Genomic DNA, 23,672 nt, shown 5'->3' with positions numbered 1-23,672 from the left:
ATGACTCTGGACAATCCACCGGTTACGCCCGCCTCGCCCACAGACGCTCCGGCCTGGCTGAAATGGGCAGAGGTGTTGCTGGTGACCGTGGCTTCTGTAGGTGCAGGTTTCTGGCTAAGGCCCGAAGACCCCCTCCATCTGGGCAATACTTTTGCCTGGCCTGCCATTGCACCTTTGCTTGTCGGGTTGCGCTACGGCTTTTTTGCCGCCTTGTGCTCGGCCCTGCTGGTACTTCTGGTGGCCGGTTGGCAGACGCAACTGGAGCTAAGCCAGAGCTACCCCTGGGGGTGGGGCGCAGGGATACTCGCGTGTGGACTGATTGCGGGAGAATTCCGCGATTACTGGAACCGGCAGCTTGAACGCTCCCGGGCCGTCAACGAGTACAGTTTGCAACGGCTGGAAGAGTTTACCCGAAGTTTCTATCTGATGAAGGTGTCCCACGATCGCTTGGAGCAGCAGCTTGCCGGCAGTTCCGGGAGCTTGCGTGAAGCCTTGCGCCGTTTGTATGCCGAACTGTCGCAAACCGCGGTAGATGACTTTGACGACGAGCACGCGACCTTGATGCTAGGTGTGCTGACCCGGTATGGGCAGTTTCAGTCGGCCGCGATTCTGGCTGTCGAACAGGGCCAGGTGGCAGAGCAGCCTCTGGCCGCGTTGGGCGACTTTGAATCGGTCTCGGGCGACGACCCTCTGATCCGCTATGCACTGGAGAGGCGAACGCTGGTGTCGGTACAGACCGAATACCGCAAACATCTGAGCAAGCTTGATACTGAGCTCCTGGCGGTTATTCCGCTGATTGACTCTGCGGGCACGTTGAGCGCGGTTTGTGCCGTGAAAGCCATGCCATTTTTCAATTTCCAGAATCGAACCCTCAGGCTACTGGCCATTATGGCCGGGCACATGGCCGATATGATCAGCCAGCGGCAGGCCGATGTTGTGGGTTCATCCGAGTGGCAGGCTTTGTGTTTCCAGTCCCGGCGGGCAGCTCTGGATGCCGAGCGCTTCGACCTTCCCGCTACGCTGCTGAGGCTGGAAGTGGCAGAACCGGATCTTGCCTTACTGGAGGAGCGCATGACGGCCATGCTCCGAGGCCTCGACGTGATTGCCGTAACCCGCAGTGGTTCGTCGCCAGCTGTCGTTTTACTGATGCCGTTAACGGATGAGCTTGGGCTTGCCGGTTATTTACAGCGGCTTGAACTTGATATCCGGGAGTCCACTGGCAGAGTTCTCTGGGAATTCGCACGCAAGGATGCGCTGTTGATCCATCAGCAGCAGGAAGCCCTGAACTGGTTGCTTCAGGTGCGGACAGACGAATGACGAGTTACTGGTTGTTGCCGTTCGGAATAGTCTCGGAGCTGGCCGGTGTTGCCATCTGGTTAACAGAATCCGATCCCGACATAGCGCTGGTGGGGTATTTCCTGGCTCATGCACTGGCTTGCCTGGTTTTTACCATAGTTTTGCTGGTGTTTCTGCCCGCACGGTATAGCCAGCAACGTTGGCTGGCAGCGGTCTTTCTGTTTTCACTGCAGTTTGCGATGCCGTTTGTCGGCAGTATCGGCGTATTTATCGGGGTGTTGCTGGCTCTGTATTTACCCCGCTCAAAGCGTGAAATCCCCTGGCAGGAAGTGCCGATACCGGAGTTGCCGTTTCGGCCAACCGATACCGATAGTCAAATTATCTATACCGAAGGCGGGCTGCGGCAGGTGTTGCGGGAAGCCAGTGACCCGGGCAAGCGCCTGAAAGCGCTTCTGGCCAGCCGTCAGATGCCCGGCCGAGCAGGTATCGAAATTCTCCGCGAGGCACTCAAAGACCCTGTAGACGATGTCCGGTTGTTGGCTTACTCGATTCTGGATCAGCGGGAGAAAGCGTTGGTTGAAGAAGCCGAAACCCTACAGAAGCGGCTCGCAGAAGCCGCGGCTGGCCGGACACCGAAGCAGGCCGGTCGTCGGCTGGCCCAGGTCTGGTGGGAAACCGCCTATCTGGGCCTTGCCCAGGGTAGCTTGAGGCAGTATTACCTGGAAAAAGCCCGAGATTTGCTGGTGACACTTGTGGGTAGTTACGACGAGCCTGCTGACTGGCTGTTGCTGGGCAGGGTTGAGCTGGCGTTGGATCATTGGGCCGCGGCCCGCGAATCCCTGGAGGTGGCGCTGGAAAGCGGCGCCCGGTCCGAAACAGTGTTGCCATACCTGGCCGAGGTGGCCTTTCTGGAGCGGGACTATCAGCGGGTTCGTTTCTATCTGGCCCGGTGTGCCCATGGCCAGATTCCGGCCGCCATTAATCCGCTACTGGAGGCCTGGCTATGAGGTTTTTCAAACGAAAAGAGCCCCACGTTGCTGACGTTGCCCTGTTGCTGGAGGGAACCTACCCGTTTATCCGGGGTGGTGTCTCCTCCTGGGTTCACCAGATCATCAATGGTATGCCGGAGTACCGGTTTGCCCTGGTCTTTCTGGGCGGCGATCGGGCGCACTATGGTGAGCAGTTGTACGACCTTCCGGAGAATGTGGTGCATCTGGAGTGCCATTACCTGATGGATGCCCATCAACCGGACAAGCCCCGCCCGCGGGATGGTAATCCGAAGGCCTTTGCTGCGCAGCGCAGGCTTCATGACAGCTTTAAAGCCAATGAGTGGGTACCTGAGCAGGTTCTGGAACGGGTATTCCGGGATCTCGGCGAGCCAGGGGGTATTACCCGGCAGGATTTTCTGTTCAGCCGCGAAAGCTGGCAGGTCATTGATGAAAGCTTCCGAAAGTATTGTACGGAACCGTCGTTCGTGGATTATTTCTGGACGATACGAACCATGCACGCACCGCTGTTCACGCTGGCCGAGATTGCCAGAACCATGCCGTCGGTGCGCTTGGTGCATTCGATTTCCACCGGGTACGCGGGGCTTTTGGGGGCAATGATCAGTGAACGGCGGAAAATTCCGTATCTGATCAGCGAACATGGCATTTACACCAAAGAGCGCAAAATTGATCTGTCGCAGGCGCAATGGATTGACGACCCCACTGACCAGGTTAGCGCTAACCTGAGTGATCAGTTGGGTTACATTCGCCGGTTGTGGATCCGGTTTTTCGAGGTAATCGGCCGCCTGGCCTATCAGAAAGCCAACACCATTGTCTCTCTGTACACGGGTAACCAGGCCCGACAACACCAGGACGGCGCGCCGGTTGACCGTACCTGCATCATACCCAACGGCATAGATCCGGAGCGGTTCCGCGCCGCACGGCAAGCCCGTCCGCCGGGGATCCCCAAGGTGCTCGGATTGGTCGGTCGGGTGGTACCTATCAAGGATATCAAAACCTTCATCCGTGCCATGCGTTCGGTGTGTGAACAGATTCCGGAGGCAGAGGGCTGGATTGTCGGGCCTGAAGATGAAGATCCTGCGTATGTCAGCGAATGCCGAAATCTGGTGCGCAGTCTTGGCTTGGAGGGGCGGGTTCGTTTTCTTGGGTTTCAGAATGTGAATGAGATCCTGCCGCAACTGGGGCTGATGGTGCTGACGTCCATTTCGGAAGCATTGCCGCTGGTGATCCTCGAGGCACATGCCGCCGGGCTACCGTGCCTGGCAACGGATGTTGGGGCTTGCCGGGAACTGATTGAAGGCGGTTCGGAAGACGATCGTGCGTTGGGGCATTCCGGTGCGGTTGTGCCTATCGCTGATCCTCAGGCAACGGCGGGCGAGGCGGTTCGGTTGCTGACTGATTCTACCGCCTGGACAGCGGCTCAAACTGCCGGTTTGAAACGGGTGGAGCAGTTTTACACATTGCAAAGCATGTTTCAGCAGTACCGGGGGCTCTATCAGGAGTTGTTGACGAATCTGGATGGTAAGGACAACTAATGGCCGGTATCGGTTTCGAACTGCGTCGCATACTGAAGCGTGAGAGTTTTATTAACCTGCTCGGGGCTTATGGTCTGGCGGGGGTTATCAGCTCAGGGCCCTGGGTGCTGTCGGTGCTTGGTGTAATGCTGATCGGTGTGTTCAGTTTTGCCCTTGAGGCAAACCAGACGTCGGTCATTCAGTTTCTGGTGTCGGTTACCTACCTGATGGCATTTTCGCTGATTCTCTCTGGTCTGTTTCAGCACGTCTTCACCCGTTGGGTGGCGGATCGGTTGTACGAATCCCGGGTCGATATCATCCTGCCCAATCTGATGGGGGTGATCTGGGTTTCCACCGGGTTGGCGTTCATTCTGGGAAGCGTCGCCGCGGTCTGGTTCATGCCAGGCACCTCCTACATCTACCGGCTGTTGATGCTTTCTAACTTTGTGGTGCTCTGTAATCTCTGGCCGGTGACCATCTTTTTGTCGAGCATGAAGTCGTATCGGCGCATTGTGGTGGTGTTCGCGTTGGGTTATCTGGTGGCGATTGTGGCGGCGGTGCAGCTACGCAATTTTGGCCTTGAGGGTTTCCTTGTTGGGCTGTTGCTTGGGCACAGCCTGCTGTTTTTCAGTTTCTTCTATACAATTATCAGGCAGTACCCGGGCGTTACGCTGTTGCGTTTCGACTTTCTCCGGCGGGCGCAGATATTTCCGGCTTTGATTTTCACTGGGTTACTGTTCAACGCGGCGGTGTGGGCCGACAAGTTGATTTTCTGGTTTGTCCCGGAAACCTCCGAGCCAATCGTTGGGGCTTTGCGGGCGTCGGTGATCTACGATATCCCGATCTTTCTGGCGTATCTCTCCATTATTCCGGGCATGGCGGTGTTCCTGGTCAGAATGGAAACGGACTTCTCCGAGGCCTATGACCGTTTTTATAATGCGGTGCGCGAGGGCGATACTTTGGATCGAATAAACCGTTTTCGCGACGATATGGTTCTGGTGGCCCGAAACGGTATCTATGAGATTTTCAAAGTACAGGGAATGACGGTGATTGTGCTCTTCCTGTGGGCGGAAGAACTACTCGCTGCATTGGGCATTTCGCCACTGTATATTCCGCTCTTTCATATTTTCCTCATCGCCGTGGCGCTCCAGCTCATCTTTTTGGCCATTCAGAACGTGCTCTTCTACCTGGATGCCCGGGGCATGAACCTGACCCTGTGTGCGTTGTTTCTGATCTCCAACATCGTATTTACCTTCATCACCATAGAGCTGGGCGCCGCGTTTTACGGCTATGGCTACGCTGGCGCGACCCTGGTCTCCGCGTTCGCTGGCCTGGTGCTGCTGTCGCGCAAGTTCGACGAACTGGAATACGAAACCTTCATGCTCCAGGGCCGCTGAGTGTGGGGTCAGGCCCCCGGACATTTGCTGGGGCGAAATGTCTCTGGGTCTGACCCCAAAGCTCGACTCCAAAGCTCAGGGGATGAGGTCGAGTTGCTGGCGCAGTTCTTCGGCAGAGGGCCGGAGCTGGGGCCGGCCTTTTCTTGATCGCCGCTCACTGAGGTAGTACAGAATCGGTGAAGCGATAAAGATGGACGAGCTGGTGCCTATCACGATGCCGAACAGCATAGGCTGCGAGAAGCTGGCAACTGCGGTTCCCCCGGCAATGCCCATGGGCAACAGGGCCAGGAAGGTAGTCACCGATGTGAACACAGTGCGGCCAAGAGTGGCGGAGATGCTCTGGTTCAGTACCTGGATAAAGGGCGTCTCGGGTGTCTGCCTCAGCTTTTCGCGGATTCGGTCAAACACGACCACCTTGTCGTTCACCGAATAACCGATCAGCGCCAGTAGTGCCGCGACGGCCGTAAGGTTGAATTCAACGCCAGCAAGGGCGAAGAAGCCGATGGTCTTGGTGAGATCCAGCGCAATGGTGAGCGTTGCGGCCAGTGCAAAGTGGGATTCGAATCGCCACCACAGATACGCCAGCATACCCGCGCCCGCAAGCAATATGGCCAGAATTGTTGCATCGCCGAAACCACCGCTTACTTTCGGGCCCACCACGTCCACTTTCGTGAAACTGGCGGCGGGCTGCATCTCCGTGACCGCAACTTTCAGAGTATCCACCGTCTCAGCGGCATCAGCACCTGAAGCGGTGTCGGCGGGCAGGCGTACGAGATAGTCACCTGCCTGGCCAAATTCCTGGATGGAGGCCGAGCCCAGATCCCGGGCCTGTAAAGCTGCTCGCAGTTGATCCACCGATACCGACGGGGCCGACATTTCCACCAGCGTTCCGCCGGTAAAGTCTACGCCGTAGTTCAGGCCTGGCTTGAGGAACAGTCCGATGGCTGCTATCGACAGCAGAGCGGATAGGCTTAGCCCCAATACCCGACCTTTCATAAAATTCAGGTTTCGGCCGGTCAGCCGGTCTAGCCAGGCGAAACCGCCAATTGCCAAAGGAGACCGTTCCCGGCCGCGAATCCACCATTCCATTACCAGGCGGTTAAAGGCCACAGAGGTGAATAGTGACGTGAGCAAACCGATGCCAATGGTTACGGCAAACCCGCGAACCGGGCCACTACCGAACATAAATAGCAGGCTGACAGCGATAAGGGTGGTGATGTTGGAGTCCAGAATCGTGCTGTAGGCACGCCCGAAGCCTTCCTTTAAAGCCATCCAGGCGGGTTTTCCCTGCCGGGATTCCTCTTTGATGCGTTCGTTGATCAGGACGTTGGCGTCCACGGCCATGCCAAGAGTGAGAATAACGCCGGCAATGCCAGGCAGAGTAAGGGTGGCGCCAAGCACACTGAGCAGGCCAAATACCAGTCCGATGTTGATGGCAAGGCCAGCACAGGCAATCAGGCCCCACCGACCATAAATGCCCAGAATGAAGGCCACCACAAGGGCGGCGCCCAACAGACCTGTGCTGATGCCCATGGCAATGGCATCACTGCCAAGATCCGGGCCAACCGAGCGCTGCTCGATGACGTGCAGCGGCGCGGGCAGTGCTCCGGCGCGCAACAGAAGCGCCAGATTGCTGGCTTCTGTGGTGGTAAAGGATCCGCTGATTTCACCGCTGCCTCCGGCGATCACGCCACGAATGACCGGCGCGGTCAGAACCTGGTTGTCCAGCACAATGGCCAGTGGGCGACCAATGTTGAGGCGCGTCATGTCACCAAAGCGTTTGGCGCCCTCTGTGTCCAGCCTGAAATTGACCACGGGTTGGCCGGTGTCCGGGTTGAACGCCATGTGGGCGTCCCGGATGCGTTCGCCCGCCAAGGCGACGCGTTTCTCCAGTGTGTACGTCTGGCCGTCGGCGTCGGTCAGGCGCAAGGTGGCTGAGCGCGGAGTATTGTCGCCTCGGGCCACCCAATGGAAGCTCATCTGAGCGGTGGTGCCCAGCAAGTCACGAATGTCTGCCGGATCTGCCACCCCGGGCATTTGTACCAGAATCTGGTCTTCACCCTGCCGGGTGATGCTGGGTTCGACAAGGCCGGTTTCATCCAGCCGCCGGCGCACCACTTCCAGGCTGCGTTCAATCGCATCCTTTACCAGTTGCTGGCGGTTTTGATCGGGGTTGGCTGCAATCAGTTCGCTGGTATCGACTTCCAGCAGCAGGTGGGAGCCGCCCTGCAGGTCGAGACCGAGCGCGATCGTATTTTCCTGATACCAGGGCGGGAGCTTCTCGGCCAGGTTACCAGGCAGTAGATTGGGTAGGGCACAGAGCAGCCCGAGCAGAATCACCAGACCATAGACAATGGCCCGTGAACGTAATGATTTCATGGGTAATCCTTTGCAAAAGTGATGCTATCGGCGGTGAGGCCGGATCTTTGGCGCGTATGGGGATTACTTTGCGGGCGGTGCTCTGGGTGACGGCGAAAAGAAGGCCGGTGGGTGTGATATTGACGGCCGAGGCGCGATGGCAGGCGTGTGGCGGTTTAATGTGGTTGCCGGTGCCCGTTCGGATAAGGGCAGGAAGTCGCCGTGGTCAGGTTGGGCTTCGTTATCATCCGGTTGGGTTGCTCGCTGGCTTTGCCAGGCGGATGAATGGCTGGCGACCACCAGATGTTGCAGCTGACTTGCGGCCGAAGGGCCGTCTTCGAAGTTCGGACTGGTCTGTGCCTGAGTTGCCGAGCATACAAACACCAACGCCAGCAACAGCGCCGAAAGCCCGGGAATCAGGCGTTTCAGGGGCTGAGATAGCGGCTGGCGATTTGGCTGCATGGGCGGTTGTTCCGGGGTCAATACCGCAGTTTGAGGCCAGGGTACCGCCTCGTCAACGGACGGAACTACCTATACCGGGGTCAGACCCCCGGACATTCAATGTGGGGTCAGACCCCAACGTCGAAATGTCACGGGGTCTGACCCCAACGTATAAGCTTCAGTCGAGGGCCTGGTGGAGGTCGTTGATCAGATCCTGGGCGTCTTCCAGGCCGACGGAGAGCCGGAGCATGCCGTCGCCGATGCCGCGTTGCAGGCGCTCTTCTCGGCTCAGACCGTGGTGGCTGGTGGCGCTGGGTTGGCTGACCAGGCTTTCCACGCCGCCGAGGCTGGTGGCCAGCAGGAAGACCTGCAGCTTGTCGGCAACCCGGGCGGCGGCTTGCTGGCCCCCTTCGACCTCGATACTGAGCATGCCACCGAAGCCCTGCATTTGCCGGGCGGCCAGTGGGTGATCCGGGAACGAGGGCAGGCCGGGATAATGTACTTTGAGCACAGCCGGGTGCTGTTCCATGGCCCGGGCGACGGCGAGCGCGTTTTCGTTATGCTGGCGGATTCTTATCGGCAGGGTTCGCAGGCTGCGGGACAGCAAGGCCGCGGTTTCCGGCGCAATCAACTGGCCCAGATTCTTGCGCCAGGCGATAACGGGTTTGATCAGCTCAGCCGAGGCCATGAGTGCCCCGGCGGTCAGGTCGCTGTGGCCGCCCAGGTATTTGGTGGCGCTGTGCAGCACCAGGTCGGCGCCAAGGGCCAGAGGATTCTGGTTGACTGGGCTGGCGAAGGTATTGTCCACCGCCACCAAGGCCTGTTTACGGTGAGCGAGTTCGGCAATGGCCGCGATATCCAGAATGGCCAGATTCGGATTGGCCGGAGTTTCGAAATACACCAGTTTGCCCGGCGCCTGGAGGTGAGCTTCCAGTTGCGATAGTTCGCCTCGGAACAGAAACTGAACGTCAATGCCCAGCGCCATGCAGTGATTTTTCAGGAATTCCTGGGTACCGCCATAGAGATCCCCCACGCAAACAATACCCTGACGACCGTGGGCCAGCAGGGTGGCAGAAATAGCGGCCATGCCCGAAGCGAAGGCCAGTGCAGTCTCGGCCTGCTCGAGCCGGGCCAGCCCTTGTTCAAGCTCCTGGATACTGGGGTTGGTGCCCCAGCGGGTGTAGAGGTTGCCCGGGGTGCGTCCTTCGATAACGTCCAGCAGAGCCTGGGTGTTTTCGAAGCGGTAGGTGGTGGTGTTATATACCGGGCTGTAAGGGCTGCCGAAGGCGTCCTGGTGGCGCTGGTTGTGGATAATGCGGGTTGCAGGGCCCTGTTGGTCTGAAGTGCTCATTGAATTTCCTGTTTTGTAGCGACAAGGTAGGCTGGACGTAAGGCTCGGCCGTATTCAGAATAGGTCTGAGCCATACTATCAAAGATTTTCATCCGCAGAAGGAACCGACTTTGTCTATCAAATTGACCCAGTTCAGCCATGGTGCCGGTTGTGGCTGCAAAATTGCGCCCGATGTTCTGGATCGCATTCTGCACACCGATGCGCCGGAATTCCACGATCCACGCCTGCTGGTGGGTAACAGCAGCCGGGACGATGCTGCGGTGGCCGACGTGGGTAACGGTATTGGTATTATCAGTACGACCGACTTTTTTATGCCGGTGGTCGATGATCCGTTCGACTTCGGCCGGATTGCCGCCACTAACGCCATCAGTGATGTCTACGCCATGGGCGGCAAGCCGGTTATGGCGATTGCCATCCTTGGCTGGCCGGTGAACGAACTGGCTCCGGAAGTTGCGGCGAAAGTGATCGACGGTGGCCGGGCGGTCTGTGCCGAAGCCGGAATTGCGCTGGCGGGCGGCCACAGTATTGATTCGCCCGAGCCAATTTTTGGTCTTGCAGTGACTGGCCAGGTGTCGGTGGATCGCATTATCCGCAATGATACCGCTAGGGCAGGCGACTTGTTGTATCTCACCAAGCCATTGGGTGTCGGCATTCTCACCAGCGCCTCCAAGAAGGGTAAGGTCACCGAGGCGGATTTGGCGGTGGCGGTTGAGAATATGGCGACATTGAACAAGGTCGGTGAAGTGTTTGCCGGTATCGAGGGGGTAAATGCCATGACCGACGTCACCGGTTTTGGTCTGGCCGGGCATTTGCTGGAAATCTGTCGCGGCAGCGGAGTGCAGGCGAGGGTGAGCCGCAAAGCCGTGCCGCTGTTGCCTAACCTGAAACCCTACATTGACGCTGACTGTATTCCTGGCGGTACGCACCGCAATGCGGCGGCGTTTGGCAAGGTAATCTCCGGCATGAGCGAGGCTGATAAACTGGTGTTCTGCGATCCCCAAACCAGTGGTGGCCTGATGGTCAGTGTGGCGGAAAGCCAGCGTGCTGCGTTTGAGGCTGCTGCAAGGCAACAGGGTCTGGACTTGCAGCCGCTGGGGCGTCTGGAAGAAGCCGCTGGTGGCGAAAGCCTGATATTTATTGAAGACTGAGGATCAGGCCGCGTCCGGGTTATCGGATGTGGCCTGGTTCGTGCCGTGAATTCCAGGCGTCTGCGCAGACGCCTAGCGGAACACCAGGGGCAGATAGTTGAAGCCGCCGGTGGGGAACATGGCGCGCTCGGGCTGTTGGTCTGCCGCCGGTTCGATCTTGTCGATCTGTTTCAGCAACTCCTCCATGAATACCTGCAATTCCATTCGTGCCAGAGGCGCGCCCGGGCAAACGTGAATGCCAGCGCCGTAGAGCAGGTTTTTCGACGCGTTCTGGTGTGGGCAGAAGGCCTCGGGGTCACCAAAGACGGCTTCATCCCGATTGGCGGATGCCCAGAGCAGGGTGATTTTCTCGCCAGCGGGAATGGTGCGCCCGCCGACATTCACTTCCCGCGTGGTTACCCGACGATTCGATATCAACGGGGCGTCTATGCGAAGAATTTCATCAATGGCGCCTGGCAGTTCATCGGGAGCGGCCTTGAGATCTCGCAACAATGATGGGTGATTGGCCAGATAGCTGGCCAGAATGGAAATGCTGGCAGAGATGGTTGCCAGCTCGCCGACCGTCCAGTTCCGCAGCAGACTGACCAGTTCTTCGTCGGTCATCGGCTTGCCGTTCACTTGTTCCCGCATCAGTCGGGTGGTTACGTCGTCCGGCGCCTGATCGCCCGCCTGGCGGCGGCTTTCCAGCAGATCCCGGATGTAACCGTCGAATTCTTCGGCCACATCTGCCATGGCAGCGCGATCCCGGGCCAGTGTGGCGCGGTGATTTTTTACCACCCAGTCGGCCAGCGGCTGGTGCAGGCTGTTAGGCCAGCCCATAAACGCACACTGGATTCTCAGAGCGAACGGCCGGCTGAGCGCATCAACGACATTAACCGGCTGGCCTTTGCTCAGGGTGGCGACCAGCGCCCGGGCAACCTCTCGACACTCCGGCTCGAATCTGGCCATGGGTTCGGGGGCGAAATAGGGCTCGATGGCCCGGCGATAGGCGGTATGGTCGGGTAGATCCATACCATTGGGGACAGAGAGGTGCGCGGACACTGCGTTGCTGAAAGTGTCGTGATCTTCCAGAGCCTGCATGACGTCTTGATGTCGGAACAGCGTCCACTGCTGGTAGTCACTCCAGGCTACCGGGCACTCGCGGCGCATGGCGTCGTAAGCCGGTATCTGATCCTTCTGGATGTGGCGGGCTCTTGGATCCCAATCTTCCGGGCGCTGTTCGGTCATACGGCCTCCTTACACTATGTTTGCCCTTGAGAGGGTAACACCGGAGGCCGTTTTTCCTTTGGAGAAATATCAAGTCCTGATATATGTAAAGGAAATTGCTTACGCGTTTCGGGTAACGGCGACCACTTTCAGGTGGATCGGCTTGCGGCCTTTCATCGGCCACTCAATGCTGTCGCCAATGCTCAGGCCGAGCATGGCGGCACCGGCCGGTGCCAGAATGGACACTTTCTGGATAGAGTCGCCAACTTCGTGAGGGTACACCAGTGACACCTCGTTCTCCTCGTTGGTGTCGGTATTCAGAAACCGCACTTTGGAGTTCATGGTGACCACGCCATCCGGCATCTCGGCGAGCGGCATCATATCGGCACGGCTAAGCTCTTCTTCTAGGCCGTCGGCCACGTCAGACTGGCCAGCCATGCGCTCGAGCAGGGTGCTCAGGCGATTGTAATCTTCTTCTGCAACAGTTATGGATGGTAAATCAGCCATAAAAAACTCCGGGAAATAGGTTTTGAACTTCGGTTACTTGCTGAATCCGGGAAGGTATCTTGAAGGGGGGATTCAGCGAAATCAGAGACGAGCAGCTGACCTGCCGGTGTTCCTGATGGAAAACCGCAGTGACAGGGGAGATGTAAGCATGCCTGAATAAGAAAAAATCACGGCTTTCGCATTTCACTTGAAAGAAGCTGTATTGCTGAATCTACCTTTGGCCGATGAAAATGGCAACTGCGAAGTTGTGCTTGTTCTATGATAGTGTTCCCGTTGGAGAGGTGGGGCCGTTCCCGGTGTCCCAGGCCAACCTGAAAGGAAGTAGGCAATGTCGGTGGTGCTGCAGGCGCTGGTTCCTGTTTTTGCGTTGATCATGCTTGGCCACGTTCTGCGCCGGCTGGATTTTCCCGGAGGGGATTTCTGGCCCAGGGCGGAGCGCTTTACCTACTATGTGCTGTTCCCGGCGATGCTGGTATTCAAACTGGGGCAGGCTCGATTGCCGCCCTCAGCCTATGCCGATACTGCGCTGTTGATTGTCTCCATGCTGGTGGCCATGTCGCTGGCGTTGTTTCTGGTGCAGCTGGCATGGAAATGGCGGGGCCCGGTGTTTTCGTCGGTGTACCAGGGCGCCATCCGTTTCAATTCTTATGTGGGCCTGGCGGCCGGTGGCATGTTGCTCGGTGATGACGGGCTGTCGCTGACCGCCATTGCCGTCGCTATCATGGTTCCACTTCTCAACCTGTTGTGTATTCTGATGTTTTCCCTGGTGTCGAGTCAGGGGCGGGTCAGTCTTGCCGGTGTCTTGAAAACCATTGCCTCAAACCCTCTGATTCTTGGCTCCGTGCTAGGGGTAGTGTGGGGCTATTTTGAGATCGGTTTCCACCCTTTACTGGCCGGTACTCTGGCGCCTTTGAGTAATCTTGCGTTACCCATGGGGCTGATGGCGGTAGGGGCCGGGCTGGAGCTGAGCGCGCTTCGGGGCAGCACATCCGCTTTCGTTGTGTCGTCGGTGTTGAAGTTGGTGGCACTGCCCTTGATGGCGGCGGGATTGGCCTGGGCGCTCGGGCTGGAGGGGCTTCTGGTACAAGTGGTGGTTTTACTGGCGGCCTTGCCCACGGCAACTTCCGCTTACATCCTGGCGCGTCAACTGGGCGGAGATGCACCGCTGATGGCGGGCATCATCAGCGGCCAGACCCTGTTGGCGATGATTTCAATTCCTCTGATGCTGGCCCTGCTCTGGTAAACAGTTCAGCGTCGCCGTGGCTATGGCCTGCTGAAACTGTATGTAGCCGTCCGGCGTGGAGGGGATATCAGTTGCCAGAGGGTCCCAGGTGCTGAACCTCACGTTCAGTCCCTCGGTGATTGAATGCCACCACTGCCTGTTGAACTGGGGTTCGGTCAGCAGGCAGGGTTGGCTGGCGGTTCTGAGCTTCTGCTGCACTTCGGCCACGTGTCTGGCGCCCGGTGACAGTTCGGGGTTGAGCGTGAGCACGCCGTGCAGAGACAGCCCGTAATGTTCGGCAAAACGGGTATAGGCGTCGTGATAGGCAAACAGGCTGACGCCTTCCAGGCCCTGGAAGCTCGCTCGAATTGAGATCTCGGTTGCCATCAGCTTTTGTTCAAAGCGCGCCAAATTGTTCTCGAGCAAACGTTCATCGAGACTGCCCAGCCCGCCCAGAGCGCTTTTAATTGTTCTCGCCATATCCAGCGCTAACAGCGGATCTACCCAGATGTGAGGGTCTTCGCCGTCGCCATGATCGTGGTGTCCATGCTCATGCGGATGCTCGGGTTCGTGCTCCTGCCCGGACTCCTCATGACCGTGAGCGTTATGCTCACCTTTTTCGTCAGGCGCGGCTTCGGTGAAGGCAACGGTTTTGTCCGCAAATTCCTGGCCGCTCAGAAGCCGGTTCAAAAAGGTTTCCATGGCCGGGCCAACCCAGAACACCAGATCCGCCTCGGCCAGCGCACGGCGCTGAGAGGGTTTCATCGTGTAGTTATGGGGGCTGGCGCCGGGGGGCACGAGTGATGTCACGTCCACGGCATCACCGGCTACCGCCTTCACCAACAATTCGACTGGCTTTATTGAGGTGACAATATTTACCTCGGCTGCGGAAACCGGCGCGGTCAGTGCCAGCGAGGCCAGGATCAATGAGCGGGGAAATCGTTTGCGGTTCATGGAGTAGTCGTTCCTGATGTGTGTAATGTTATAATATAACAGCGTTGTGGGAGGATGCAAAAGCCGGTCATGCGAAAAAGCGGGAGGGCCGGTATAATGCCCGCTTTATCAACCGGCCACTTATTTTCAGGATGGATTCATGACTGTACGTACTCGAATTGCCCCGTCGCCAACCGGTGATCCACACGTTGGCACCGCCTATGTGGCCCTGTTCAACCTGTGTTTTGCCCGTCAGCATGGCGGTCAGTTCATTCTTCGCATTGAAGATACGGATCAGGCTCGCAGTACCGCCGAGTCTGAGCAGGATATTCTCACCGCATTGCGCTGGCTGGGGCTGAACTGGGATGAAGGCCCCGATGTAGGCGGTCCCCATGGCCCTTACCGTCAGTCTGAGCGCAAGCACATGTATGCCCAGTATGCCGAGGACCTGGTAACCGCAGGCCACGCCTTTTATTGCTTTCGTACTCCGGAAGAGCTGGATGCCATCCGTGAAGAGCGCAAGGCGCAGGGCCTTAACCCGGGTATCAAGGGCAACCTGGAGTTGCCCGCGGAGGAGGTGAAACGCCGCCTTGATGCGGGCGAGAGCTATGTCATCCGGATGAAAGTGCCGGACGAGGGGGTCTGCGAGATTCAGGACATGCTTCGGGGCACCATTGAAATCGATTGGGCCCAGGTGGATTGTCAGATTCTGCTGAAATCCGATGGTATGCCGACCTACCATCTGGCGAACGTGGTGGATGATCACCTGATGGAGATCACCCATGTTCTTCGGGGTGAGGAATGGATCAACTCTGCGCCCAAGCATAAGTTGTTGTACCAGTACTTTGGCTGGGACATGCCCGAATTGTGCCACCTGCCGCTGCTGCGCAACCCGGACAAGAGCAAGCTCTCCAAGCGCAAGAACCCCACCAGCATCAATTTTTATGAGCGCATGGGCTTTTTGCCGGAGGCGGTGACGAACTACCTGGGCCGAATGGGTTGGTCTATGCCGGACGAGCGGGAGAAGTTCACCCTGGATGAGATGATCGAGAACTTCGACATTCAGCGGGTCTCCCTGGGTGGGCCGGTGTTTGATGTGGAGAAACTGCGCTGGCTGAACGGTCAGTGGATTCGTGATGAGCTGAGCGACGAGCAGTTCATGGCCCGACTGCAGCAGTGGTGGTTCAATAAAGACGCCCTGAAGGCTGTCGTGCCGCACATCAAGGGCCGGGCAGAGGTGTTTGCCGATGTCGCGCCTATGGCGCAGTTCATGTTCAGTGGTATGTTGAGTCTGAAGCCTGAGGATTTCGCCCATAACAAACTGGAAGAGGCCCAGATCCGGAGGGTGTTGCAGTTTACCCTGTGGAAGCTTGAGGCTCAGCGGCACTGGGGCAAGGACACCATCTTTGCCGACATCAAGGCGTTGGCCAAGGCGATGGACTTGAAGATGGGGGACTTCATGTTCTCGATCTTCGTCGCTATTGCTGGAACGCCCAATTCCTGGTCGGTTATGGACTCCATGGCACTGCTGGGGCCGGACATGACCCGTGCCCGTTTACGCCATGCGCTAGAGGTGATGGGCGGTTTTTCCAAGAAAGAAACCAAGAAAGTCGAGAAAGAGTACGCAGCTTTGGCGGTTTAATAACCGCTTTGTGCAAGAAGTGAACGGATTGAGCAGGGATGTTCAGAAAAGTGAAAAAAAGTGGAAATTAACGGTTGACGACCCAGGGGGCGATCCTTAATATACGCATCCGTTGAGGGGCCATAGCTCAGCTGGGAGAGCGCAACACTGGCAGTGTTGAGGTCGGCGGTTCGATCCCGCCTGGCTCCACCAATTTCTAGTCCCCTTCGTCTAGTGGCCTAGGACTCCGCCCTTTCACGGCGGCAACAGGGGTTCGAACCCCCTAGGGGACGCCAATTAGGCTTGACGGTTTAGTCCACCGGATAGCCATCAAAAAACCGCCTTCGGGCGGTTTTTTTGTTTTTAAGGGTCTGACCCCGAACAGGGTCAGACCCTACCTTCCTTTACCAAGGTTGAGCCTGATACCAAGTTGAATGGTGTTGGTGTTACTTTGGGGTGGGTCAGACCCCATTCGGGGTCAGACCCTTTAGGCCCTGTGGGCAATCGCGCCCTTGCCAACGCCTTCGTAGGCTTTTACGCGGATACTGTCGCCGGGGTATTCGGCTTGCAGGGTGTCGGCGATGTGGGCGGCAATCAGTTCTACAGTGGTGTCGGTGGCCAGCATGTAGACCCGGCTTTCCGGCAGGGTGAGGGCGAACTCGCCCTGGTTGGCTTCATACTCGAAGCTGATGTAGGCCTCGCCGTTACCTTCCACAAACCGGCGAGTTACATCTTCCTCGGTGCCTACGTAGATATCTTCCCAGAGCTTCGCCCAGTGCTTTTCCAGGCCTGTATCACGGTGCCCGTTGCGGTCTATACGAATCGGGGAGCGATGGCCGTGGGCAATGCGCTGGCAGTTGCCCAGGTGCTTCTTCAGGCCATGCACGTAATGGTAGTAGGCGCCTTCGATCACATCTTCCCGAAGATTTATTTCAATGGAGGTTACGTTACCGGGCAGCACGGCTTTCAGTTCTTTTTCCAGAAGTTCCGCCACGGCCGAGGGCAGTACCCGGTCAGCCGATAACCAGACGACCGCTTCGTCGGGGGAGGTGTGTTCAATATAGTTGCCGTCGACCAGTTGCCAGCGGAAGGTGTCGGGCCGGTCTTCGTCCCATTGCAGGCCAGGGTAGCCCCTGGGGATGACCAGCCGATGGTCTACCCGCTCATCGATCACCCGCTTGATGGTGCGTTTGACGTTGCTGAAATCGAACACCATGCCCTGTTCATCCAGCTCCCCGCCCAGTACAACATCGGCAATCCAGCTTTCTCCCACCAGGCCCCGTTTCGGATCCAGGTAGGCGAAATCAATGACGGTCAGGTTGTCGACAAACAGATGGTTCATGAAGGTTCCAGAGCGTGAAGTTGCACAATCGCAGAAGTCTAGCAAAATTAGCGGCATTCAGCAGTTCGCAGGGGCGTATCTTAGCGCCGGGTGGGCGCATCATGGATCCGCAGTTTCCGGCACGAGGTGATAGCCAGGACTTACTGTGAGGGAGGGCCCGGGAGCGCGCGTATGCGCCCCCGGATATTGGGCTAAGCTGTTGCCTAGCTAAACAACCCGGCCAGCCAGGCAATGCCGACGCTGAAGATTCCCAGGCTGACTGCAAGCGCGATGGTGTAGAGGCGGGAATTAGCCGACTTTTGTTGTGATACATACAAGTCGATTGTCCGCTGGGCAATGTCTTCAGCGGTTTCCCGTGATATTTCGTGGGCCTGTTGAATGGCTTCAGATTGCAGTGTTTGCCAGAACTCTGTGTCGATCGTTTGCACGCTGGTAATGTGGTCTTTGAGCTCTGCCAGATGATCCGGGGTAAACCCGGCATTTTTCGACAGGTCTTTCTTCAGTGCCGAGAGTTCCCGGGCAAGGTTCAGGTTTACTTCGGCGGCGACTTCATCCCGAAGGTGGGTGCTGCGCTCTTCGAGCAGGCGGATAACCTCTTGCAAGCGGGCCTCGATGGCTGCTTCCTGGCGGCTTCTGCTTTCTTCCAGCGCCCGTTTCAGATGGTCGAACTGCTCGTCGAAAAGCGAGCCCAGCAGTTCGTGCAGACGATTGTTGATCTGGGTCTTCACTGCAGACCGGGCAACCTGTTCAACTCGCTCACTGCTCAGCGACATTTCTGCCGGATCCGCCTGAACTTCCTGTTCCCGAAACTCTGCAGCGATGCCGGTGTCTGGCTGGCCTTCCGTTGCCACTTCTGCCGCTGTTTCTAAAATAGCGGCCTCCGGCTCTGAGAGGTCCGCTTCACGGGGGCCAGGTGCAGGCCCGGACAGGCTGCCTTCGTCAGCATCGCTGGCCAACTGATCCAGAATCAGGTTCAGGCTTTCCGTGTGCGGCGGCTTGGTGAGTATGTTGTAAACTCCGAAGTTGCGTGCCTCCTCCATAAATGAGGATGACTTCTTCGATGTGCACATGATTATCGGAATGCCAGCGGTATCCGGGTTGTTCTTGATGACCTTTATGGCCTCAACGCCGCTCATACCCGGCATCAGATGATCCATAAAAATGACATCCGGCTTCGCCTTGCTGTTGAGATAGTCGAGCGCTTCTTCAGCAGAGCCTGCCATTTCGACTTCCATGTCACGGCTTTCAAGCAGCTTGCTCAGGGCGAACCTGGCTACTTTGGAGTCGTCTACCAGCAGGGCATTTTTGATGGTCATGTTGTTGCTGCCTCAATCGGTTACTGCAATAGCGTGAATGCCTCGTCGGCCGTTATCACCAGCCTTCCAGAGCAGGGCACTGGGTGGCCCGGTAGCTCTTGTCGCGGTAGCACACGCCGGGTTCTGTCGTGCGGGCCGTAAAAATTTCGCCAGAGGCCGTGGTAAGCCGTACCTGGCCATAGGGTTCGCCGTGCCGGAACGTGGCCTCGATGGAGCTGCCGTTCGGGTTTTGCAACAGGCCTTTGCCATGAAACTGGCCTTCCATATACTGCCCGTTGTAGCGCTTGCCGTCTGCAAAGACTTCCGAACCCTTGCCATGAAATGTACCGTTGGAGAATTCGCCCTCGTAGGTGCGGCCATCAGGGTAGGTCAGTACGCCCTGGCCATGAAACTCGCCGTTCCGGAAGCTGCCAACGTAGAGCATGCCGTCGACGGAGGTCAACGAGCCACGGCCACTCAACTGGCCTGCCAGCCAGTTGCCCGTAAAAATGTCGCCATTGGCCAGGGCAAGCGTGCCCTCGCCGTGAAACTGATCGTTGCGGAACTGTCCGGTGTAGGTGGTGCCATCGGCCGAGCGCCAGCGCCCCTCACCATGGCGGGCACCGCCGTTCCAGTCGCCTTCATAGCGGCTGCCGTCGGCGTACCACGCGGTGCCCTGGCCATCAAATTTACCGTTGATAAAGTGGCCCTCGTACCGCAGGCCGGTTTCGTCCTGCCAGCTGCCATCGCCGGTTTGGATACCACCCACCCATTCACCGTTGCGGTAATTGACATGGGTAAGGGCTTCCAGACGCCCCACCAGGGTATGCGCATCTCCGGCTTCGAGTGCCAGCTGGGTTCGCCAGGGTTGGTAGCCCGGTTTTTCGATGCGGATATCGTAATTTCCTGGTGCTAACTCCAGATCCAGCCTGGTGGCTCCGTAGTCCTTGCCGTTGATGGTGACCTGGTCGCCAACCACATTGGAACGAATCACCAGATCGCCCGTGGTGGGTGGCTCGGGTGTTGGCTCTTGCAGCACCTCCGGTTGCACATTTTTCGCTTCGACAGGTACAGGTGCGGATACTGGATAGGGGGTTGTTTCCGGCGCAATAAAAGCTGACACCTCTGTTACTGACGGTTTTTGCTCCGGTTTTGGCGGTGGGGCTGCTTCAGTGGCCGTTGCCGGAGGGGATGGCCGGTCTTTCTGGCTGCGATTTATGTCGACCGGTGTGGTGGTGTCGGCGCGGACAATAGCCGGGATTTCGACGGGTTCGGGCGGCGTTGCAGTAAAGTGCTCTGCTGCTGGCAGATGATTGTGTACGGATGCAAAGCCAGCAGTAACCAGCAGCATGAGTGCGAGTGCATTAGCGAACAGCAGTGGCCTTACATCGACCATGACAAAACCTCTTGATCCCATCGTTCCGGATGCTTTGTTATGAAATCATCTTAACCACTCATCGCAACGTTATGTAACAGAAAGTGACTGGAGTTAGCCAGAATGCCGGTCAGGTCACGTTTTCTCCGGAAGCTGGTCATGGTTGAGCTGCTCCCAGGATTTCATGTACACATCGGCTTCGTATTGATAAGGCGACCGAAAGGGCGTCAGCACAAAATCAAAAACCAGAAAGAACGAACCTATAGATAGCCAGGCGATCAGAAGTGTACTGATGCTGTTGGCTTGTTGTTCAGGGTTTGAATCGATGAACGCCTGCAGCAGCGGGATGAGGTCGTTGGCCATAACCACCGGGTTGAAGCTGGCCAGAACAAACGGCAACCAGAAAGCGATAAATACCGGAAAGAATCCGAAAGACCAGAGCAGGCGACGGATAATGTAGAAAAGCGCCTCTCGCCAGAATTTTTGGCGGAGCTCCGGTACCTTTCGTATCCGTTCGAGGTACTGGCGCCTCTCGGCCCACCAAGCGGCAACTTCCGGGGCTTCGATCTGTCTATTATCGGGTGTGCGTTGTGTCATTGCTTGCCGTGCTACCTTGTTGAGTCCGTTCCGTGCATGATATCCGATACTACGTGTTACCCTGTAATTCTCCAATCGTTCTATACACAGGATTTATTAATGGCTGCAGAGACTGATAACGCAATCCATCCGGCTTTTGAAAAGCTTCGCAGTCACCGGATTGGCACACTCAACCTGGAGGTTGAAGAGTACCGCCACAAAAAAACCGGTGCCCGCCACCTGCATCTGGCAGCAGACAACGACGAAAACGTGTTTTTCGTTGCACTGCGCACTTTTCCGATGGATTCCACCGGTGTGGCTCATATTCTGGAGCACACAGCCCTGTGCGGTAGTGAGCGTTTTCCGGTACGGGATCCGTTTTTCATGATGATCCGGCGTTCGCTGAACACGTTCATGAACGCCTTTACCAGCAGCGACTGGACGGCGTATCCCTTCGCCAGCATGAATCGGAAAGACTTTGACAATCTGCTGACGGTGTACCTGGATTCGGTCTTCTTCTCCAAGCTGGATCGTCTGGATTTTGCCCAGGAAGGCCACCGGCTTGAGTTTGAAAAGCCGGATGACCCCACCAGTGATCTGGTCTACCGCGGCGTTGTCTACAACGAAATGAAAGGCGCCATGAGCTCGCCAACCTCGCAACTCTGGCAGAACCTGAGCAGCCATCTGTTCCCGACCACCACCTATCATTACAACAGCGGCGGCGAGCCCGATCATATTGTCGACCTGAACTACGACGATTTGTTGCAGTTCTATCGCCACCACTACCACCCGAGCAATGCCATCTTTGCTACCTATGGCAACATTCCTGCCCGGGAGCACCATGAGAAATTCGAGGCGTTGGCGCTGAATCGCTTTGACCGGCTGGATATCGAACTACCGGTAAAGGATGAGAAGCGGCTGTTTGCGCCGGTTCGGGTAGAGCAGGGCTATGCCGTTAACGAAGGTGAAGGCACCGATGCCAAGACCCATATTGTGATGGGGTGGTTGCTGGGCCACAGTTTCGACCTGCAGGAGAATCTTGAGGGCCAGTTATTGTCGTCGGTTCTGCTGGAGAACAGTGCGTCGCCGCTGATGCGGGCGCTGGAAACCACAGATCTGGGCCATGCGCCGTCCCCGATGTGCGGTCTCGAAGACTCCAACCGTGAAATGACCTTTGTCTGCGGTATCGAGGGCAGTGAGCCGGAACGCCGGGCGGAGCTTGAGCAACTGGTTGAGGCGACTCTGCAAAAGGTGGTTGAGGAAGGCGTCAGTCAGGAGCGCCTCGAGGCCATACTGCATCAACTGGAACTGCACCAGCGGGAGATTGCCGGCGACCAGTTCCCCTATGGCCTGCAACTGATCATGAGCGCCATCGCACCTATGGTGCATGGCGGTGATCCGGTCGAGTTGCTGGACCTGGAGCCGGTACTGGCAACGCTACGCGAGAAGATCAAGGATCCGGACTATGTGCCGAACCTGATTCGACGTAAGTTGCTCGATAACGCGCACCGGGTAACCCTGACCCTGCGCCCGGATGAGCAGCTGGAGAATCGTCGCCAGCACGCCATCCGCGAGGCACTGGCAAAGCGTAAGGCCATGCTGACAGACGCTGACAAGGCGGAAATTGTTGAGCGCGCCAAGGCCCTGGAAGAGCGCCAGATGCGTAAGGACGATGACTCCATCCTGCCCAAGGTTGGTCTGGACGATGTGCCCCTGCAGATGCCGGAGCCGGAAGGGCGATTTGATGCCGAGGTGGGCGCGACGCTCTATGCCCGGGGCACCAACGGCCTGGTCTACCAGCAACTTGTGTTGCCGCTGCCTGAGTTGAGCGAAGAAGAGTTGCTGTTGCTGCCGTTCTACACCACGTTGATTTCCGAAGTGGGCTGTGGGGATCTGGATTACCTGCAAATGCAGGATCGGATTTCTGCCGAATCCGGTGGCATTGGTGCATCTTTTACCGCCAAAGGCCAGATCGATGATGTTCAGGCGATGTCTGGTTATCTGATCTTCAGCGGCAAGGCGTTGTCACGGAACAGCAAAGCGCTCACCCGGTTGCTGAAAGACGTGTATACCGGTGTTCGCTTTGATGAAAAAGGCCGCATTCGTGAAATTATTGCCCAGATCCGTGCCCGGCGCGAGCAGGCGGTCACCGGCAGTGGTCACGCCTTGGCCATGGGTGCCGCCGCCCAGGGGTTGAGCTCCGGGGCCTGGTTGTCTTATCGCCTCGGTGGTCTGGCCGGTATCCGCGGTACCAAAGAACTGGACAAGCAGTTGAAAACCGAAGAGGGGCTGGTGGGCTTCTGCGCCCGGCTGTCATCACTGCACGACAAGATTCGTAACCAGAGCCGCCAGTACCTGTTGATTGGCGAGGAAGAACAGCTGCAACCCATGCTGGATGAGTTGGCAGCCGCCTGGCAGGGCCTGGAGGGCGTGCAGTCGAACGCCTGGCACATGGCCCCGGTGAACTATCAGACCCGGGAAGCCTGGCTGACCTCCACGCAGGTGAACTTCTGTGCCAAGGCCTATCCGACGGTGGCGGTAGACCATCCGGATGCCGCTGCCCTGACGGTATTGGGTGGTTTTCTGAGGAACGGTTATCTGCATCGGGCCATTCGTGAAAAAGGCGGCGCCTATGGTGGCGGTGCTGGGCAAGACAGCGTGAATGGAGTGTTCCGGTTCTTCTCCTACCGGGATCCGCGCCTGGCAGAGACGCTGGACGATTTTGAAGCCGCGCTGAACTGGTTGCAGAGCGAAGCCCACGATGAGCAGTCTCTGGAAGAGGCCATTCTCGGCGTGATTGGCCAGCTTGATCGTCCCCGGTCACCGGCCGGAGCAGCCCGGCACGCGTTCCACAACCAATTGTTCGGTCGTACGCCGGAACAAAGGGTCAGGTTCCGGGAGCGGGTGCTGTCGGTGTCGATCGATGAGCTCAAGCGGGTTGCGAAGCAATGGCTGGCGCCGGAGCAGGCCAGTGTGGCGGTGGTCACCAGCCCGGAAAATCGCGGCCTGGTAGAAGGCCTGGGGCTGTCGATTCAGGAGCTGTAAGCGCACGGGCAGGGAGCGTTTGCTCTCTGCCCATCTAT

At 57.7% G+C, this 23,672-nt stretch carries 18 protein-coding genes and 2 tRNA genes; 10 read left to right on the top strand and 10 right to left on the bottom strand.

Translation table 11 applies throughout. The features are described from left to right. From C7H09_RS15590 to pelG, 4 genes are read left to right on the top strand one after another with little or no spacing between them, the layout of a single operon-like run. Window positions 1–1,317: a PelD GGDEF domain-containing protein gene (locus C7H09_RS15590; protein WP_106764348.1), complete on the top strand. Its 1,317-nt coding sequence runs from the start codon at window positions 1–3 to the stop codon at window positions 1,315–1,317. Beyond that, window positions 1,314–2,303 carry a tetratricopeptide repeat protein gene (locus C7H09_RS15585; RefSeq protein WP_106764346.1) on the top strand — a complete coding sequence of 330 codons (990 nt, stop codon included), beginning with the start codon at window positions 1,314–1,316 and terminating at the stop codon, window positions 2,301–2,303. The genes C7H09_RS15590 and C7H09_RS15585 overlap by 4 nt, the downstream gene beginning before the upstream one ends. Further along, a complete protein-coding gene (gene pelF, locus C7H09_RS15580; protein WP_106764344.1) occupies window positions 2,300–3,838 on the top strand; it encodes a GT4 family glycosyltransferase PelF in 1,539 nt (512 codons plus the stop codon). The genes C7H09_RS15585 and pelF overlap by 4 nt, the downstream gene beginning before the upstream one ends. Beyond that, the gene (gene pelG / locus C7H09_RS15575) at window positions 3,838–5,214 is read left to right on the top strand and encodes an exopolysaccharide Pel transporter PelG (RefSeq protein WP_106764342.1); all 1,377 of its coding nucleotides are present in this window, start codon (window positions 3,838–3,840) and stop codon (window positions 5,212–5,214) included. The genes pelF and pelG overlap by 1 nt, the downstream gene beginning before the upstream one ends. Before the next feature lie 75 nt (window positions 5,215–5,289). Here pelG and secD read toward each other — a convergent pair whose 3' ends face one another. The 3 genes from secD to C7H09_RS15560 all read right to left on the bottom strand — a co-directional run bounded on the left by secD (window position 5,290) and on the right by C7H09_RS15560 (window position 9,364). Beyond that, entirely contained in the window at window positions 5,290–7,593 is a 2,304-nt protein-coding gene (gene secD, locus C7H09_RS15570) for a protein translocase subunit SecD (RefSeq protein WP_106764340.1), read from the bottom strand. A gap of 63 nt (window positions 7,594–7,656) precedes the next feature. Further along, window positions 7,657–8,034, bottom strand: a complete 378-nt coding sequence (locus C7H09_RS15565) for a hypothetical protein (RefSeq protein ID WP_106764338.1) — start codon at window positions 8,032–8,034, stop codon at window positions 7,657–7,659. A 157-nt stretch (window positions 8,035–8,191) separates the two neighbouring features. Beyond that, window positions 8,192–9,364 (bottom strand): trans-sulfuration enzyme family protein, encoded by a 1,173-nt coding sequence (locus C7H09_RS15560; RefSeq protein WP_106764335.1) that lies wholly within the window; start codon window positions 9,362–9,364, stop codon window positions 8,192–8,194. Window positions 9,365–9,474: 110 nt separating this feature from the next. Here C7H09_RS15560 and selD point away from each other — a divergent pair, with 110 nt between their 5' ends. Next, window positions 9,475–10,512: a selenide, water dikinase SelD gene (selD, locus tag C7H09_RS15555; RefSeq protein WP_106764333.1), complete on the top strand. Its 1,038-nt coding sequence runs from the start codon at window positions 9,475–9,477 to the stop codon at window positions 10,510–10,512. Between the two features lie 72 nt (window positions 10,513–10,584). Here the strand turns inward: selD and C7H09_RS15550 are convergent, their stop codons facing one another. Then, window positions 10,585–11,739: a cytochrome P450 gene (locus C7H09_RS15550; RefSeq protein WP_106764330.1), complete on the bottom strand. Its 1,155-nt coding sequence runs from the start codon at window positions 11,737–11,739 to the stop codon at window positions 10,585–10,587. A 99-nt stretch (window positions 11,740–11,838) separates the two neighbouring features. After that, window positions 11,839–12,225, bottom strand: a complete 387-nt coding sequence (gene rnk / locus C7H09_RS15545; protein ID WP_106764328.1) for a nucleoside diphosphate kinase regulator — start codon at window positions 12,223–12,225, stop codon at window positions 11,839–11,841. 328 nt (window positions 12,226–12,553) lie between these two features. Here rnk and C7H09_RS15540 point away from each other — a divergent pair, with 328 nt between their 5' ends. After that, window positions 12,554–13,468 (top strand): AEC family transporter, encoded by a 915-nt coding sequence (locus C7H09_RS15540; RefSeq protein ID WP_106764326.1) that lies wholly within the window; start codon window positions 12,554–12,556, stop codon window positions 13,466–13,468. Here C7H09_RS15540 and C7H09_RS15535 read toward each other — a convergent pair. Continuing rightward, complete coding sequence (locus C7H09_RS15535; protein ID WP_106764324.1) at window positions 13,436–14,401, bottom strand: zinc ABC transporter substrate-binding protein; 966 nt, start codon at window positions 14,399–14,401, stop codon at window positions 13,436–13,438. The genes C7H09_RS15540 and C7H09_RS15535 overlap by 33 nt on opposite strands. A 139-nt stretch (window positions 14,402–14,540) precedes the next feature. Between C7H09_RS15535 and gltX the strand changes: the two genes are divergently transcribed. The 3 genes from gltX to C7H09_RS15520 all read left to right on the top strand — a co-directional run bounded on the left by gltX (window position 14,541) and on the right by C7H09_RS15520 (window position 16,297). After that, window positions 14,541–16,022: a glutamate--tRNA ligase gene (gene gltX, locus C7H09_RS15530; RefSeq protein WP_106764322.1), complete on the top strand. Its 1,482-nt coding sequence runs from the start codon at window positions 14,541–14,543 to the stop codon at window positions 16,020–16,022. A gap of 116 nt (window positions 16,023–16,138) precedes the next feature. Next, window positions 16,139–16,214 (top strand) — tRNA-Ala (locus tag C7H09_RS15525). Between the two features lie 7 nt (window positions 16,215–16,221). Beyond that, window positions 16,222–16,297, top strand: a tRNA-Glu gene (locus tag C7H09_RS15520). A gap of 191 nt (window positions 16,298–16,488) precedes the next feature. Here C7H09_RS15520 and C7H09_RS15515 read toward each other — a convergent pair. The 4 genes from C7H09_RS15515 to C7H09_RS15500 form a co-directional block, all read right to left on the bottom strand. Next, a complete protein-coding gene (locus C7H09_RS15515; RefSeq protein WP_106764320.1) occupies window positions 16,489–17,343 on the bottom strand; it encodes a 6-carboxytetrahydropterin synthase in 855 nt (284 codons plus the stop codon). 203 nt (window positions 17,344–17,546) lie between these two features. Beyond that, window positions 17,547–18,659 (bottom strand): response regulator, encoded by a 1,113-nt coding sequence (locus tag C7H09_RS15510; RefSeq protein ID WP_106764318.1) that lies wholly within the window; start codon window positions 18,657–18,659, stop codon window positions 17,547–17,549. Window positions 18,660–18,714: 55 nt separating this feature from the next. Continuing rightward, window positions 18,715–20,034: a PEGA domain-containing protein gene (locus C7H09_RS15505; protein WP_106764316.1), complete on the bottom strand. Its 1,320-nt coding sequence runs from the start codon at window positions 20,032–20,034 to the stop codon at window positions 18,715–18,717. Window positions 20,035–20,148: 114 nt separating this feature from the next. Continuing rightward, the gene (locus tag C7H09_RS15500; RefSeq protein ID WP_106764314.1) at window positions 20,149–20,610 is read right to left on the bottom strand and encodes a hypothetical protein; all 462 of its coding nucleotides are present in this window, start codon (window positions 20,608–20,610) and stop codon (window positions 20,149–20,151) included. Window positions 20,611–20,709: 99 nt separating this feature from the next. On the opposite strand from C7H09_RS15500, the gene C7H09_RS15495 reads away from it, so the two are divergent. Continuing rightward, entirely contained in the window at window positions 20,710–23,634 is a 2,925-nt protein-coding gene (locus C7H09_RS15495; protein WP_106764312.1) for an insulinase family protein, read from the top strand. The last annotated feature ends 38 nt before the right edge of the window (window positions 23,635–23,672 follow it).

It is taken from the genome of Marinobacter fuscus, assembly GCF_003007675.1.
GTDB lineage: Bacteria > Pseudomonadota > Gammaproteobacteria > Pseudomonadales > Oleiphilaceae > Marinobacter > Marinobacter fuscus.
This window is presented reverse-complemented; position numbering and strand designations above follow the sequence as displayed.